Source organism: Bacillus sp. FSL W8-0519 (genome assembly GCF_038005585.1).
In the GTDB taxonomy this organism is placed as follows: domain Bacteria; phylum Bacillota; class Bacilli; order Bacillales; family Bacillaceae_G; genus Bacillus_A; species Bacillus_A paranthracis.
Genome location: NZ_JBBOTL010000001.1, coordinates 3,560,773 through 3,577,103 on the forward strand (window position 1 = coordinate 3,560,773; position 16,331 = coordinate 3,577,103).

Below are 16,331 nucleotides of genomic sequence, written 5' to 3' on the forward strand. Positions count from 1 at the left end.
ATTTTATATGCAATTTTGCATCTCTACTTTCAAATCACTAAAAAACCTTTACAATTCAAAAGATGACTAAATATACAATTTCTATTTAAAATCTTTATACAGTATATACTATCAAATGCAATATTTTTCATTTTTTAGAGCAATTACACTTTTCAAAACTTCCTTATAAACATGATTTTTATAGGGAAATCTGATACAATTCTTAAATAATATTATTATGTATAGATATTACGAATATAGTGCATAATTAAAGAAGGTGATTTTATTGAAATTAAATAAAAATTTACAGCTATGTATATTAATTGGAACATTAATGTGTTATTCAATCTATTTTATGTTTTTCTATCTGTTCCCCACTCATTTTTCAAATTCGGATGTACGCTTCGCTTCACTTATTGTTGAAGCCATTACATTTGTATCACTCATTTATTCTATATATTCTAAAAAAGTTAGTTCAAATCCGTTTTGGATATGTATCACGATAGCAATTGGTAGTTTTTTATTAGGAAAAATAGTATATACATATCAAGAGAGCTTCTTCAAAATTCCAATACATCGCTTTACTATTTCTGATGTGTTTTATATGCTTTTTCTACTCTTCTGTCTTATCGCTTTCTGCTATAAAATCCTAAAAGAATGCGATAAATGGGAAAAAGCGTTCTTTATTTGTGATATATGCATAGTACTTACTTCCATATTCACATTGGAGTGGTATTTATTTAATCAACCAAATTTAAATATATTCTCTCTGTCACTAGGAGATGTTTTCCTTTCATTTCTATATCCAATTGCAGATTTATTATTTCTTCTACTAGGTGTTAGTCTCTTTTTCCGTCCAACAATTTTTAATTCTAAACGGAAAATTTATATCTTTATTTTTGTATTAATAAGTTCTGCAACTTTTAACTATATTTATTTTTACTTACATAACCATTTATCAACTGAAACGATAACATTATTACGTCTTTTATATAGAATACCTATATTACTTATTGCAATAGCTGGATCTATTTCAGAAGATCATAATAGCCATAAAAATTATTTCATTGTTAACCCTATAATAGGAAAGAAAGCTTTAGTTATATTTCCTTATCTTGCTGTTGCAATACTAATCGGGTTTACGTTAAAAGAACAAACAGCATCTTCCATTCTCATTACGGGAAATTGTATTGCTTTTATTTTCGTACTCATTCGTCATTCTATTGTACGTATGCAAAACAATTCTCTAACCAAACGTTTCCAAGTATTCAATGCCCAATTGGAAGAAAAAGTTAGATTACGAACTTCAGATTTAGTTCATAAATCAGAGGCTCTATCTCAAAAGCAACAAAAATTCAAATCATTATATGAATATCATCCTGACCCTATTTTTACAATTGATTTAAATGGCGTATTCTTAAATGTAAATAAAGCTGGAAGTATACTACTCGGTGCACCAACGGATGAGTTACTTGGTGAAACTTGTTTTTCGATTATTTTAGATGAAGACAAATATAAACTAGCATCTGCATTAGAAAAAATGAAACAACAAGAATCAGCATCCTTACAACTTAGTTCTCAATATAAAGATGGATTTACTTATTCTTTATACGTTACCATCGTCCCTATTATGATAGACGGGCAAATTTCAGGAAGCTATATTATGATGAAAGATATTACTGCGCTAAAAAAACAGCAAGAAGAAATAAAATATTTAGCATTCCATGATACTGTAACGAAAATTGGGAACCGTGCCTTTTTTCATAAGAAATTAAAAAGAATTATAAAAAATGCTAAAACGACAGAAAGCGAGTTTGCATTATTATATTTGGACTTAGATCGCTTTAAAGCAGTTAACGATACACTTGGACATTCGGCAGGAGACTACATATTAGAAGAAGTAGCGAAGCGATTCCAATCCTGTCTTCCATCACATACTCATCTATCAAGAATCGGTGGCGATGAATTTACAATCTTAATTGAAAACTATACTGACGAAGATTCCTTATTCCAGTTATGCAACCAGTTATTTAAATGCATGGAAAAATCGTTTGTCATATATGAACATACATTAACTCTATCAATAAGTATCGGCATCGCTATTTATCCACATTCTGGAATCGATACCGCTACACTTCTGAAAAACGCTAATGTTGCAATGTATGATGCGAAAGCAAAAGAACTTAATTCTGTCTCTATTTATGATGACGTAATTGCAAAAAAAATTGAAAGACGATTACGATTAGAAAAAGATTTACCAAATGCAATTCAAAATGAAGAATTGTTCCTTTTATATCAACCTCAAGTTGATAGCAAATCTAACAAAATTATCGGTGCTGAAGCTTTAATTAGGTGGAATCATCCTGAATTAGGTGTTATTTCTCCATACGAGTTTATTCCCATTGCAGAAGAAACGCTACAAATCATTCCAATAGGAAAATGGACACTACAACAAGCTTGTGAACAAATGAAACGTTGGCACACAAGCGGATATTCACATTTGAAAATAGGTGTAAATTTATCTGCTAAAGAATTTGAACAAGAAGATTTTGTAAAGTCTATTTCTGCTACATTAACAAATACTGGTTTACCAGCAAGTTCTCTCGATCTTGAATTAACAGAGCGAATTGCAATGATGGATGAGCGAGAAACATTAATAAAACTACGTACACTAAAAAGTTTAGGGATTCATATTTCAATCGATGACTTTGGTACAGGCTATTCTTCGCTAGCTTACTTACCTTTATATCCAATCGATACGTTAAAAATCCCACGAGAATTTATTACAATGTCTGAAACATGTGACGATGGAATGGAAATTATTAAAACAATCATCACATTAGCAAATACATTAGGAATGTCAGTTATCGCGGAAGGTGTAGAAACGAAAGAACATGTGAGTTTCCTTCAAAAAAATAAATGTCAGTTTATTCAAGGGTACTATTATAGTAAACCTATCCATACGCATGCATTTACTGAACTATTAGAAATCGGGATTCACCCATAGTACATGGCTAATTGTTATAAGTAATAATGAATTTGAACAACTATAGCAAAAAGGAAAGAAGAGATCTTCTTTCCTTTTGTTTTTTATTTACATTTCTATTACTTCACTACTTCATTTATTATATCTATTAATTGATGAATCCCCTCATTATTAGTTTTCTTATATCCATTCATGTTTTGAATATATCTCTCCTTATTTGTATACAACTTATTTACTGCATGTATAAATGTATTCGTACTTACTCTGTCTTGGAGTATAACTTCCGCATATCCTTGCCGAGAAAAATATTCAGCATTTAAAACTTGATCTCCCCTACTGGAACTGTTAGTTAACGGGATAAGCAACATCGGTTTCTTCAAAAATAACAATTCAGAAATAGCAGTAGAACCCGCTCTGGAAACTACAACACTCGCCATATTTAGTATGTGCGGCAATTCTTCCCCTATATATTCGAATTGCATATAACCTTCCATGCCAACAGATGAATCTACCTTCCCTTTACCGCACATATGAACAATATTAAAATTTAATAACAATGTTTCCAAACTTTTTCTTACCATATCATTTATCCATTGAGCGCCTTGACTCCCACCCATAATTAACAATACCGGTTTATCTTGCTTAAATTTACAATAGCTTCTTCCCCGCAATACGTTGCCTCTCTCAATTTCTTCCCTTACAACTGGTCCTACATAAACCTTCTTCTCATTACTTACATTTTCTCCTGTCTGAGGAAATGTTGTACATAGTTTTGTAGTAAAAGGTAATGCTATTTTATTTGCTAATCCTAACGTACTATCTGGTTCACGTATTATTACGGGTACTTTATTCATCCATGCTCCTATTACTACAGGAACAGAAACAAATCCTCCTGCCGAAAAAATAACATCTGGTTTTATTCGTTTCATTAATTTATAGCTTTGAATGCAACCTTTTATTATTTTAAAAGGATCTTTAAAGTTCTCCAAATCCCAATATCTCCTAAGCTTCCCTGTTGAAACAATATTGTATTTAACATTTTGAACTAATAGTTTTTCAATTCCATTTTGAGATCCAATATACTCAACTCCCCATCCTTTTTCCATAAATTTAGGAATCAATACTATATTAATCATTACGTGTCCCGCTGTACCGCCCCCAGTAAAGAGAATCTTTTTATTCATAATTTATATCCACCTTTATGATTAAAAAATCTTATTTTATACTAATCTATTACATGTAAGTAACCTTAGCATTATTTATATAAACCTTTAACTCAAATCCTATATCTTGCAAAAAATCTTTCATGAGGTCATAAAAATCATTTCCATACTCACTACATTCATACTGAGCAAAAACTCGGATTACAGGCCTAGTTCCTGCATCTATTACTGGATTTTTCCGATCACCCTTTTTCCCTTCCACATAGGCTCGACATTTATTTATCGCCTCATAGATACGCAAAGCATGCTCTTCTTCATTCTTCCAGTCCAGCGTATCAACAATTAAAAGAAATAGTGTATTTTGATTATTTATTGTTTCATAGCCATTCATATATTTCTTACACCCTTTTTGTTTTTCATTGCATGCAGATGTCACTACACTTCGCATACTCAAGTACATCTTTTAATGATTGATGGAATTGAATTTCTGGGATCCAACCTAACCTTTTTATTTCCTCTATTACTAAACTATCATTTGAATCACTGCCACTTTTTTCTGTTTCCTCTATGAAAAAATTCAGCTGAGTTAATTCTTTATATTGTTCTAGTACCTCTAATAAAGATCGTTTCACTCCTGATCCGATATTATACTGTTTTCCATTTATTCCATCTCGTAATAACACATGATACGCTTTAACCGCATCACGTACATCTAGAAAATCCCTACTATCTTTCAAACTGTTTACTTCAATAATGGCTTTACTTCTACCTGATTCTATATCTATCATTTTTTTTGCGAGAATCGAACAAATACCATTTGATACTCCTGGACCAATTAAGTTTGAGGGCTTTGCAATGATAATATTTGAACCCATTAATTCGCCCCAAGCCTCTGCAATAATGACTTGCATCGTTTTACTTAAACTATATGGATTTGAAATTTTTATTTCGTTTATACTATCTGCTTGCAAAGCAGATCCTATAACTAATGTTCTACAATGCGAGGCTTCTTGCTTAATTGCTTCTAATAAATATAACGTCCCTATTGCATTAATTTCTACATATTCAAGAGCAGCTGTCCAAGACTCTATGACTGAATTCCTACCGGCTAAATGTAATACATAATCTGGCTTTATTTGTTTCATTACCTTCATTACTTCGCTCTTATTCGTTAAATTACAAGTAATACCATTTTCATTTTTTTCTCTATGTGTACGATTTTGAAACATAGGAATTACATGAAAGCCCTGTTCTAAAAAATATTGGCAAGCATGGCGTCCTGTAAAACCATTTGCACCAGTTATTAAAAGGCTCGCATTTTTTTTCATCGTAAAAATCCTCCTTTTAATAGCATTTGTTTCACTTCATGTTTTGCAAGTAAGTCTTGTTGTGAACTAAAACTCTTCACATCCACAAGCGGAAAACTAGCATAATATTCTTGAAGCCCTTCTATAGGAATAGTAGGTAGTACCACAAAATAATTTTGATCAAAACTTATACTCGTTTTACTCTCTACCTCAGATAAAAGCATTTCACTTAATTTTTCACCCGGCCTAATCCCTACCTCTTTTAACTTCACATTTTCTTTTTTCGAATCTTCAATTAACACTTCTGCTAAATCTGTTATTTTACATGCCGGCATTTTCATAACAAAGATCTCTCCGCCTCTGCCTTGATATACGGCTTTAAATAACAATCCAACAGCATCTTCAATTGATAAGAAAAATCTAGTCATATTCGCATCGGTAATCCCTACTTGTGAAGATTTTTTAATTTGTTTTTTAAAAAGCGGTACCACACTTCCACTCGTCCCTAAAACATTTCCACCACGAACACAAATAAATTTTGTTTTCTTCGTTTGTACATTCGCATGAACCATTAACTTTTCACCAATTGCTTTTGTCATCCCATACGTATTTGATGGATCGGCTGCTTTATCCGTTGAAACATATATAACTTTCTCAACTTGCATCTGTAAAGATGCTTCGATTACATTTTGCGTACCATGTATATTAGTTTTTATAGCTTCATAAGGATAATACTCACATACTGGAACATGTTTTAAAGCTGCAAGATGGAATACATAATGTACACCTTGGCATGCATAAACTAATTGATCCTTGTCACGAATATCTCCAATAATAAATTTTAATCTATCATCATTTATAAACTGTTGCTGCATTTCAAACTGAACCGTTTCATTTCTTGAAAAAACCCTAATTTCTTTCGGTGATTTTTCTAATAGTTGCTTTATAAGCTCATGTCCCCACGAACCTGTGCCACCAGTGATTAAAATTATTTTATTTAGCATTCCTTTTCCTCCTACCAAGCATTTCAATTAACATTTATTGAATTATTTTCAATTGATTCAAATCATAATCGTCGTTTGTTACATTTAATTGACAAAATAAAAAAACAGAAACTATTAAAAATAGTTTCTGTTTTTCATTTCACCTCACAACAGTAAGATTTTTTATACTGTTTGTATGATAAATTCCTTGTAATAAACAGCGCTCATTTATTTCTTATACTCGTAATAAAATAAATAGAATGATTCATAGCCAATAGTCATTTTTAAATTTATGAAAAAGGGAGGTAACGGAATGTACCGAAGCAATTCAAATCATACATATAACGGACCTTCCAAGGCACTGCCTCTCTCCCTATTTGATGTGAAAAATGAATTGAAACAAAAAAGTAAACTCACTCATTCTGGCACGATGTATAAATTAACGAAGGAAGAGCAAATCATCATCAACAACATAAAAATGCAGACAGAACAGCTAAATAAAAATAATGTCACAAGAACACGTGCATACTACCAATTTTACGTTCAATATCCGGAAATACATTGGGCACTACTTGGGCATATGGTATCACGTAACGGCGGTTGGAATATGACTGATTTAAGGGGAGATTTATATACGAAAATTTTATCAGAGAAAGAGCAAATCACATTTTTTTCTTTTTTAGAAAGAGGAAATTGGCTTATTTTTCAAGATGTCTATCCTCAATTTCTGCTTTATGAACAAAGTGTAAAAAGAGCACAAAAGCTATTTCACCTTCTCCCTCACCTAAATGTTTCTACATTTATGGAAACGATGTGGAACGATTTTTGGAAAACAGGTAACAAAAAAACATTAGCAATTGCAACTATTATTAATGAACAAAACTACTTAGAAAAAAGAGTGATTCAAAATGTACACTTTAAAAAGACTGTACTAAATAGTATTGGATTTAAACTATTTGATTTCTTTCAGTTTAATCATATCCTGTTCCCATTCTACGCAAATGATAAGAAACAAAACGTATTACTATTTGGTGATACAATGAAACATTTCACTTCCTTACACGAACGGATCTTAATTGGAAAAAGGTTGTATTCATTATTATTTCGGGATACACATGTTTTATCTCAAGTAATAAGCTGGGCCCAACACCATCCTCATACAGGCTCAAGGAAAGATTACTGGCCTCATTTATTTTCAAGTGTGAATGAATCTTTTTCTCGTGAGTTTTATAAACGCCGAATAAAGAAATGCCAGTTGCGTAATGGCGCTTATCGTATATACAGTCCTGCACTCATCTACGCATGGCGAGATATAGAGCATGAAGAAGTTGACAGTGAAGATTGGTTTACGGACTGGCAAGTCGTAAATTACTTAGTTGATAAGGAGGAAAATATAAATGGACAAATTACAGAAGACTACTGTAAAACACTCGAAAAAATTGAACTTGCCATTCTTGCAAAGAAAAATGTTCTCCTTCGAGAAGACGAATAACCTTTTCGCATTAGTCATTACAATCTTACTCTCTTCTATTATCGGAACTTACTTAGATGCATTTTTTGTTGCAAAACAATTATATTCCTTTCCGGTTAGACCCTTTCCCTCCATATTTTCAGTTAACATCGGCTTTACTCTCTTTGTACTACCGATTTTAACAACGATTTTTATACAAATTTCAAAAAGATTATCTACAGTTTCTAGAATTCTTTTTATTATTTCAATCGGTATTTGTGCTAGCATTTTTGAACAGATTGCTGAAAGATTCAGTTTCTTTATTCATAGCTTAGATTGGAATCATACATATTCTTTATTTGGCTATATGATTTTCTTTTCTTTTATTTGGAAAGTATATTATTTCATACAAAAATAAAGAGATCCTTATAGATCTCTTTATTTTCAATCAATATTTTCTACATTTAAATACTTAGTTTCACAGTAATAGCCTTTGCCGCCAACATAAACTTTTTCTACTTTATTGTTGCTATTGGTTGCTAATTTAACTAATATTTCAGAAGGCGAGTGTAAAGAATAACCTTGTTCAAATACATAGACTTCTTTTTGCAAGTTGTGCTGTTCATAAAGGTAGCAAGCTAATGCACCGTTTGAAGTTCCAGTCGCTGCTTCTTCATTGATGTCGTATAGTGGAGCAAAATTTCTGCATATAATTCGATTGTCATTAAAAGTATATAGATGCATTCCGACAACATTATAATACTTGCTAATTTCTTTAATTTTTTCAAAATTAGGTTGCAGTGTATGTAATCGTGTTTCGCTTTTTATAGGAATTAAAATATCTTTTAAGCCTGTGGAGACAATTTGAATTGGATATTTATCGTCTATAGCTTTCATGTCAAAACAGTCGATGAACTCGTTTGGAGATACAACATCATAGAATATCGGTTTGTTTTGTTCCATAAATATGATGTCATCTTTTATGGTAATAGTAAGAACACCGCTGTTCGTTTCAATCGTATAGCGATTCTGGCAAAGTTTATTTAAATGCATCAGTATCACGAAAGAGCCAATTGTCGCGTGACCACATAAATCAACTTCTTCTTTTGGTGTAAAATACTCAAATTTATAATCAGCAATTTCAGATTCTGATATAAATGCGGTTTCCGCATAGCCCAGTTGTTTAGCTATTGCCATTTTTTGAGTTGTGGTCAATGTATTATTCTCAGTAAATACCACTCCTGCTTTATTTCCGCCTTTATGATCCTTGCTAAATGCACTTGCAACATAAACGGATATTTTCATAAGACACCTTCCTTCCTCACTTATAGTAAATTGTAGCATAGAAAACACTACGTATATATCTCATTGGATAAATTCACTATAAAGTAAGAGACAAACTATTTTTAGCATCTGCACTCTTAAAAAATAGTTTGTCTACAGTCTGAAAAATCCTTATAGATCTCTTCTTAAGCATACTCTTCGGTTATTACTAATGGTGCAAGAGTTTGAAGACTTTTTGAACGTAAACGATAGGCAACAATTTTCTTTTTATATTGCTTTATTACATCAATATGTTCTTCATGGCTATATAAAGAAAAGCTAATCTCTTTATTCCCTTTCTTCGTTTTAATCACGATTGGTGTTCCTTCCCCGTGCGGCGGAAAATAATGCTTATCTAAAAATAAAGCCTCATTAAATTCATGAATAACTTGTAGTTTCGTTTCTCCCTCTATATTTTTTCCATCTATCGATATAGAGGTATTCTCTTCCTCAAGTTTTTGATGCAATTCAAATTTACTAATAATTGATTCTACAACAGAAGTCGGCATACTAGAAACTAATACTTTAATAGCTCCAAAAACAAATAATGTAACTATAAACCATGTTGTCATTTTCATCATCTCCATTACATGTCAAAATATAAATTTCGTTCCAAACGGTATGAATATACTAATAAGTATTCCCGTAACAATCATCGTCACCGAACCGATTGTCGCTTCTCTCTCGCCTTCCTTCACGAGACGACTTACCCCGATAATATGTGATGCGCAGCCCATTCCCACGCCTTTTCCAATCGTACTTGTTATACGGAACAACTTAAGTACTGTTGGTCCAATCATAGCACCTGTTATTCCCGCAACAACTACAAAACTAGCAGTCATAGATGGAATGCCACCAATTTGCTCCGCTATTGAAATAGCAATAGGCATCGTTGCTAATTGTGGTAGGGTGGTTAGTATAAGTTCCTTATCTATATGTAACATTCCACCAATCACTACATTCATAGTCGTTAAAGCCAGTATACCTGTCACTACGCCGATTAGTATCGATAAAAAGTTTTTCATCAGTATCTTTCGCTCTTTAAATAGTGGTATCGCTAACGCTACGATTGCAGGACTCAATAAGCTTGAAAGAATGTCTCCCCCATTTCCCCTATACTCATGATGAGAAATACCAAAAATCAAAAATAAACAAATCATAATTGTAGTAACTGTTAACACCGGTAACGTGAATGGAAACGTAAATTTTTTATATAACTTTGTCGCCAATAAATAAATTACTACTGTAATAATAATTAAGACCATTTGCATCTTGCACCTTGTCGATTTTATTTTTTGGATGTTACTACTAATTGACTTATATACCCTGAAACAATCAAAGTTACTACCGTACTTGCAACTACTAAAAGGAATATACTACTTCCCTTACTAAAAAGAAAAGACCCGTATTCCATCAGTCCTGTTGTCGAAGGGATTAAAAATAACGGTAAAAATACGATTAACTTTTCCGCACCTTCCTCAAACCACTTTAATGGTAAAATACGAATAGAAAGGAGTAGAAAAAGCATTAACATCCCTATTAAACTTCCTGGCATTGATAGATGGAATACCCCTTGAATCCACGTACCAACTAAGCTAAATACATATAGCACGCCTACTTGAAGTAAAAGCATCACGTACTTCATTTCTTTCCCTCATTTCAATATTACGCATTACTATTATGAAATTTCATTTAACGTTTCCGCAAATCTCGTCATTCCCAGCTGAATTTGTTCGACATTTACTCTCCCAAAAGTAAAACGAACATATTCACTTTTAGTACCTAAAACACTCCCCGGGACAAACGCTACACCATTTCGTATAGATTCACCTAATAAATGATATTCATCAAACGTTCCTTGCACTTTGCACCATAAATGTATTCCACCCTCTGGAACAAAGAATTCCACCTGGTCCCCTAATATTTCTTCAAGCTTTCTAATTAACGCATCTCTTCTTTCCTTCAATTGTCCACGGAGCATTGTAATATGTGCATGAAAATCTTCTGATTCTAAAAATTGATTTGCCACCCACTGCGTAAATACGCTATGGCCAAAATCAACTTGCTGCTTTGCATCCGCTAAACGTTCTATTACACGCATTGGGCCAATTACCCAGCCAATACGTAATCCTGATGCAACAATTTTTGATAATGAACTTATATAAAGAACATTGCCGTTTTGATCCATTGATTTTAATGTTGAATTCACTTCTCCATTAAATGAAGTTAAGCTATACGGATCATCTTCTACAATCGGTATACCAAATTCAGAAGACAGTTCTAAAATCTTTTTACGTCTTGCTAATGAAAGCACAGTTCCAGTTGGATTTTGATAATCCGGATTTAAAAATACCATACGAATACGATGCTTTTTATGCAAATCAATTAAGTCTTCTGGATTCATTCCATGCTGATCAACAGGTAAATGGAATATTTTTAAGCCAGCAGATTTAAACATCGGCAGTGAAAAACAATACGAAGGGTCCTCAATTGCAATCGCATCGCCAGGTTTTAATAAGCATTGAACGATAAGATTAAGTGCCTGTTGTGCGCCTGATGTAATAAGGATAGAATTCGAATCTGATTCAATTTGTTTATATTGCTGAACATGTGCCGCAATTGTTTTTCTCAACATTTCATTTCCAAGTGGATGGTCATAACCGAGGTTTTCCATAAATGTTTTCTCCGACAAAATTGTTCGGAATCTATCACTCGGAATTAATTCTGGTGACAATTCACCACTCGCTAAATTAATTAAGTCTTCTTTTTGTGTTTCCGTTCTAATTTGTTGAACGAGTGGTACGTTAGGTAAGAACGATCCATCCTCAACGTACCTACCCCAGTTCGGTATTCGTTTATGTGAAACACCCCATATGTCTGTATTCACCCGTGTTCCGCTTCCTTTTTGCCGTTCTACTACTCCAAGTGATTTTAATTCTTCATATGCAGCTACTATCGTACTCCTATTCACCTGTAATTCTTTTGCTAACATGCGCTCAGAAGGTAACTTACTGTCAGAAGGAAACTCACCTGAAGAAATACCTCTTTCAATATAATCCGCTATTTGTTTATATACAGGCGTCTTATCTGCACGATTTGGTTTCCATTCCATATAGTTGCCTCCTTTCAAAGCTAACTACCCTCAATTTATTACTAACAGTATTTACCGTAAAAATAGTATTAATTAGTCACATTTTCTCATCCTAAAATGGATATATTAAAATAGCTCCGTTTCTGATTACTCGATAGCTTCTGAAATTCCAGCTTCATACTCTCGTTGCAGTTCTGTTACAAACTATCAAATTATTACCGCATACCATGTTACCCCTAGCAGTAGAACAAAAAGAAGGAGAATATAGATTACAGATAAATTTTTCACATTTCTCTTTGTGGACTTGCCGTAATTCTCCTCCACATTTCGCGCAACTAGCACGGTCCCAAACAGCGATCCAACTACAATAATAACGACTAGTGAAATTGCAAAAATCATTGTATTTCCACCTCTCTAAAGACAATCTATTTTAATAAAGAATTTCCTCTTTAAAATGTTAATAACATACTACCTTTCTTCTCTTATCATAATGGATGTTTGCCAAAAACGGACCAACCACTTTCATGTTTTTTTGCTCATCCACTTTAAAAATAAAAAGCAACTGATCACTTATAATCAGTTGCTTTTTCGTAAAGTTAATTATATTCATTTTTCACTTAAAATTGATCCGATTTAAAAGTTTGGCCTTTTCATAATGAAACATCGATTGAGATAATTCGAAAATTGTCCCGTTTACAAGACAAACTGTATTTTTAATAAGAAGCGCCGTATTTTATCGCTTCTTACTCTCATCATCTTTATTCTTTTATAAGTGACTCATTCGCTCTTATAACTTCTTGATACAGTAATGGTGACCACTTTTCATTTATATAATCTTGAATGATCCAACCTACTCTTGTAGGATTCTTTTGTTTTATATGGTTTGCAATTTCAGGATTTATGTAAGAGGCGTAGTAATATGGACTATTCCATGCTGTACCACCAGAAGACAAACTTGTAAAATTAATATATAGATGATGTAAATCCTCACTATTATTCATCGTTTCATTGATCGTATCTTTAATAGATTTTACTTTCTCATCATAACCCACTTTATATTTATCTTGTACCGTTACATTTACGTTTTGATTTACAGTTGTCGTAAACGTCTCATTATCTGGCCAATAAAAATTATTATATCCTCCAGATTCATTACTACCGCCATATCTTTTTAGTAGTACAATTTTCCCACGAGCATCTCCCAATTTTATATTTCCTTCTGTTTTTAAAAAGATAGGATCAACAAAATATTTTTTTTCAAACACATTACTAAAGGAACCTTCTGCTCCTTTCATATCCTCATACTCTTTTTTTAAAGACATAATAATTGTTTCACTCGGGTTATCTTTTAAAAATTGTTTCGCTTCGTTTATGAATTCGTGCAGGGTTACATAAAGATATAATGGCCCATGATGAAGAACTATCGTATTATCATCTGTTAAACGTCCTCTTATATCAAAAATTCTAGCTCCATGATCCATTTGGTAACGAAAATCATATTCTTGCGTCATTCCCCATACTTGCTTAATCGGATTTTGCAACTTAAACGTTCCACTATCATGTGTTCCTGGAATTGAAATTCGTGCTAACGGGATATCATCAGGTATAGGTTGCATCCATTTTGACCAATTTTCAAGCTCATTAACAGAGCTAGCCGCAACGACTCTCTTCTCATGTAAAGCAAATACAAATGTGATAAATATCGTACTACATATGAATAATTTCAAAATAAATTTCTTACTGCTCATTATTATTCCTCCTTTTTTTGTTTTATATCAAACTTATTGAATATAATATAATCTGGTGAGTAAAAAATAAATATCATTTCATAAGTATGAAATATTGCATAGAAGTAAAATTAAAAAATCATTCACATATACTAAATTAGAAAAATTCAAAGGAACTTCATCTGAAGTTCCTTTTGCTTATTTTATGTTCAATACATATGAACCATCTTTATTCTCATATTTATAGACGTATAAATAATATTTACCTGGCTTTGCATTATAAGTTCCTTTAACTACATTCCCTTCATTTTCACCATATGCTACATAGTTATTTAAATCTGATTCATGATGAAGTACCCATGTCATTCCGATATTTTGTTCATTTAGTAGGGATATGTTAATATTTTCCGGTGAGTCAATTTGGAAAGTAAATACATCTACTCTATCACTATTATGTAGCGTTCCTTTCACCGGTGTATGAAAGTTAACTTTATTTGCCTGTCTAGGCTCATTATTTGGTTCATTTTCTATTACTTGTAACTCATTCCCACCGTTTGGTTTTCTTTGTTCATAACCTAAGTTAACTAGTATAGACTTCAAATCTGGTAAAACACCTATTTTATCTACATGTGGATCTTTAGATTTTGTTCCTGTGTTCTTGTTGCTTAATATTGCTCTTAGTTCACTCGGTCTATATGGTTGTCCTAAATTTTCTTTAGCAATGCTTTGTACTAAAGTCGCTGCTCCGGCAATAATAGGTGACGCACTCGACGTTCCACTAAAGCTAGGTGTATAAAGATTTATAGCACTTCGACTTTGCTCAGCTGTAGTTGTATCTACGTTTTCTCCCCAACCATAGACATCAATACGGCTTCCATAATTCGAAAACCACATACGCTCATGAGGGAGAGATGAAGAGCCCGCTCCTACCATAATTGCACCTGAATCTTTAAAATCTTTACTATTACGATTTAAAATTTGTTTACCATTTCTATCTTTAAATTGATCTAAATCATTCCAACCATTTGCTCCAGCTTCTATAATGACAACACCTTTATCTGTACCAGCACGGATCGCATCAAAGATATCTGGTTGTACTTCAACAGGTAAATATTTATCACCATATCCATCGAAAGATGCTTGTGCCTCTAACAATAAAACATCCCCAGCTTCTAACTGATTTACAGCACTTAATATTGCATCAGCCGTATTATACTGTCCGTTATCTCTTATTTGAGAGATAACTTTTGCTTTCGCTTTTGGCGCAATCCCAATATTTCCAACTTCATTGTCCTCAGAGGAGACAATTCCTAGTACAGACGTCCCATGACCGACATGCTGATCTATATTTCTTCCAGACATTAATTCAATATTTTGATTTACTAAATCCTCATGATTTAATAGCCATCCGTATTCCATATCAACAAAAGTGATACCATTTCCATTACCACCTTGAATTCCCCAAGCGAAAGGCGCATTAATACCGTATGGGGCTGCTTCAAGATAACCTTGTTTTTTAAATCTAGGATTATTATTAGGATTAAGAGCTACACTTGATGATTGCACTTCAGGTGGCATTATTTTCTCTTGTTTCTTCATATAGACATCTTCTATTAAAGAAGATGCCTTTAACTTATCTACTATTTCTTCTTCATACCCACTATTTTGATTTTGAAGAATATAGTAGTTTAATAAACTTGTAGATACATGATTAGGTGCTTTCACTTCAAGGTTTTGTATTTGTTCCGGGCTTACAGATGTGAATAAACGAGTAAATGTTACATCTGGGTATTCTGCCAAAAGATTTTTTATTACTTTATCATTCGTTTGAGATGGTATTTGTTTTTCAATACCATCTTCATATGGCAAATCCAAATCCGCTTTAAATTTTACAATGATTTGCTTATCTGTTTCTTGTTCTATTCCTAATTTACTCTGCTGTTCTATAGAATCAGCATGTACACTATTGATAGCGCCTCCTGTTCCTAAAAGTGTTGTAATGATTATAGTTGACGCACACATTTTTTGAAATATTTTCATTACTTCAACCCTCCTATTAATAATAACTAAATCATTATATTAATCTATAATGATTTGATTTCTATAACATATTCCCTTTCTACTAAATAGATTATAGTAATCAAAAATATGAACTTCAATGTATTTTCATATGCAATATTTCATATTCGGGCTCTACACTACATGAATAAGAAACTTATAATGATTATTTATTTTATATGTGCTAATATACTTACATTAATATATTACGCATATACACATCTCAAACTACATTACTTAAAATTTTTACCTTAATTTTTTCTT

Annotated in this window: 15 protein-coding genes and 1 pseudogene; 3 read left to right on the plus strand and 13 right to left on the minus strand. The window is 32.5% G+C overall.

All coding sequences use genetic code 11. The features are described 5' to 3' along the window. Positions 1-265: 265 nt before the first annotated feature. Positions 266-2,986, plus strand: coding sequence for a putative bifunctional diguanylate cyclase/phosphodiesterase (locus NST14_RS18620; protein WP_229142882.1), 2,721 nt, complete (start codon positions 266-268; stop codon positions 2,984-2,986). Between the two features lie 98 nt (positions 2,987-3,084). On the opposite strand, the gene NST14_RS18625 is transcribed toward NST14_RS18620, so the two are convergent. From NST14_RS18625 to NST14_RS18640, 4 genes are read right to left on the minus strand one after another with little or no spacing between them, the layout of a single operon-like run. Continuing rightward, positions 3,085-4,149, minus strand: a complete 1,065-nt coding sequence (locus NST14_RS18625; protein ID WP_001035068.1) for an undecaprenyldiphospho-muramoylpentapeptide beta-N-acetylglucosaminyltransferase — start codon at positions 4,147-4,149, stop codon at positions 3,085-3,087. A 49-nt stretch (positions 4,150-4,198) separates the two neighbouring features. Continuing rightward, positions 4,199-4,519, minus strand: a complete 321-nt coding sequence (locus NST14_RS18630; protein WP_001014789.1) for a DUF6572 domain-containing protein — start codon at positions 4,517-4,519, stop codon at positions 4,199-4,201. 25 nt (positions 4,520-4,544) lie between these two features. Beyond that, positions 4,545-5,456 carry an NAD-dependent epimerase/dehydratase family protein gene (locus NST14_RS18635; protein ID WP_000739104.1) on the minus strand — a complete coding sequence of 304 codons (912 nt, stop codon included), beginning with the start codon at positions 5,454-5,456 and terminating at the stop codon, positions 4,545-4,547. Then, positions 5,453-6,439: a UDP-N-acetylglucosamine 4,6-dehydratase family protein gene (locus NST14_RS18640; protein WP_000932605.1), complete on the minus strand. Its 987-nt coding sequence runs from the start codon at positions 6,437-6,439 to the stop codon at positions 5,453-5,455. The genes NST14_RS18635 and NST14_RS18640 overlap by 4 nt, the downstream gene beginning before the upstream one ends. 292 nt (positions 6,440-6,731) lie before the next feature. On the opposite strand from NST14_RS18640, the gene NST14_RS18645 reads away from it, so the two are divergent. Continuing rightward, positions 6,732-7,910 (plus strand): DUF2515 domain-containing protein, encoded by a 1,179-nt coding sequence (locus NST14_RS18645; RefSeq protein ID WP_000286278.1) that lies wholly within the window; start codon positions 6,732-6,734, stop codon positions 7,908-7,910. Further along, on the plus strand, positions 7,816-8,286 hold the full coding sequence (locus NST14_RS18650) for a CBO0543 family protein (protein ID WP_048519762.1): 471 nt from the start codon (positions 7,816-7,818) through the stop codon (positions 8,284-8,286). Before NST14_RS18645 ends, NST14_RS18650 begins: the two co-directional genes overlap by 95 nt. Positions 8,287-8,312: 26 nt before the next feature. Here the strand turns inward: NST14_RS18650 and NST14_RS18655 are convergent, their stop codons facing one another. The 9 genes and pseudogenes from NST14_RS18655 to NST14_RS18695 all read right to left on the minus strand — a co-directional run bounded on the left by NST14_RS18655 (position 8,313) and on the right by NST14_RS18695 (position 16,049). After that, positions 8,313-9,173, minus strand: coding sequence for a PhzF family phenazine biosynthesis protein (locus NST14_RS18655; protein ID WP_000704342.1), 861 nt, complete (start codon positions 9,171-9,173; stop codon positions 8,313-8,315). A gap of 164 nt (positions 9,174-9,337) precedes the next feature. Next, positions 9,338-9,763 carry a YfmQ family protein gene (locus NST14_RS18660; protein WP_000214638.1) on the minus strand — a complete coding sequence of 142 codons (426 nt, stop codon included), beginning with the start codon at positions 9,761-9,763 and terminating at the stop codon, positions 9,338-9,340. 21 nt (positions 9,764-9,784) lie between these two features. Continuing rightward, entirely contained in the window at positions 9,785-10,456 is a 672-nt protein-coding gene (locus NST14_RS18665) for an LrgB family protein (protein ID WP_000242954.1), read from the minus strand. A gap of 23 nt (positions 10,457-10,479) precedes the next feature. Next, positions 10,480-10,836, minus strand: a complete 357-nt coding sequence (locus NST14_RS18670) for a CidA/LrgA family holin-like protein (protein ID WP_000878383.1) — start codon at positions 10,834-10,836, stop codon at positions 10,480-10,482. A 33-nt stretch (positions 10,837-10,869) separates the two neighbouring features. After that, on the minus strand, positions 10,870-12,303 hold the full coding sequence (gene pdxR, locus NST14_RS18675) for a MocR-like pyridoxine biosynthesis transcription factor PdxR (RefSeq protein WP_229142883.1): 1,434 nt from the start codon (positions 12,301-12,303) through the stop codon (positions 10,870-10,872). Positions 12,304-12,489: 186 nt separating this feature from the next. After that, the gene (locus tag NST14_RS18680; protein ID WP_000575328.1) at positions 12,490-12,681 is read right to left on the minus strand and encodes a hypothetical protein; all 192 of its coding nucleotides are present in this window, start codon (positions 12,679-12,681) and stop codon (positions 12,490-12,492) included. 214 nt (positions 12,682-12,895) lie between these two features. Continuing rightward, positions 12,896-13,009, minus strand: a pseudogene (locus NST14_RS18685) (GntR family transcriptional regulator); the annotation flags it as partial. A gap of 31 nt (positions 13,010-13,040) precedes the next feature. Next, on the minus strand, positions 13,041-14,030 hold the full coding sequence (gene plcA / locus NST14_RS18690) for a phosphatidylinositol diacylglycerol-lyase (protein ID WP_000095617.1): 990 nt from the start codon (positions 14,028-14,030) through the stop codon (positions 13,041-13,043). A gap of 177 nt (positions 14,031-14,207) precedes the next feature. Then, positions 14,208-16,049, minus strand: a complete 1,842-nt coding sequence (locus NST14_RS18695; RefSeq protein ID WP_000689178.1) for a S8 family peptidase — start codon at positions 16,047-16,049, stop codon at positions 14,208-14,210. Positions 16,050-16,331: the final 282 nt, after the last annotated feature.